The organism is Streptobacillus notomytis (genome assembly GCF_001902585.1).
In the GTDB taxonomy this organism is placed as follows: Bacteria; Fusobacteriota; Fusobacteriia; order Fusobacteriales; family Leptotrichiaceae; genus Streptobacillus; species Streptobacillus notomytis.
In genome coordinates this window covers 1-230 of sequence record NZ_LKKV01000110.1, presented here as the reverse complement: position 1 = coordinate 230, position 230 = coordinate 1, and the positions used below count along the sequence as shown (strand labels likewise).

General features: G+C 23.9%; 1 protein-coding gene. It reads left to right on the top strand.

Going from position 1 to position 230, the window contains the following annotated elements:
* Positions 1 to 30: 30 nt before the first annotated feature.
* Positions 31 to 230: FAD-dependent oxidoreductase (locus BUE91_RS05550; RefSeq protein WP_244889893.1), on the top strand; the 200-nt coding region annotated here is incomplete at its 3' end.

The window sequence follows — 230 nt, the reverse complement described above, 5'->3', positions numbered from 1 at the left end:
AATAGATGATGTGAATCTTTATCATTAAATTTGATTACTTTATCCTCAATAGAAGGACAACCTGGTGAAACTTCTAAGATTATTAAGTTTTCAAGTTCTACACCTAATGAAGTAATTGAAAATACTAAACAACTTTCATGCTATATTACAAGAACAAATTTAGATTTACATAAAATAATTAGAGATAATTTAAATAGATCACCTTTATTTAATGGTACAATAAAAGATTC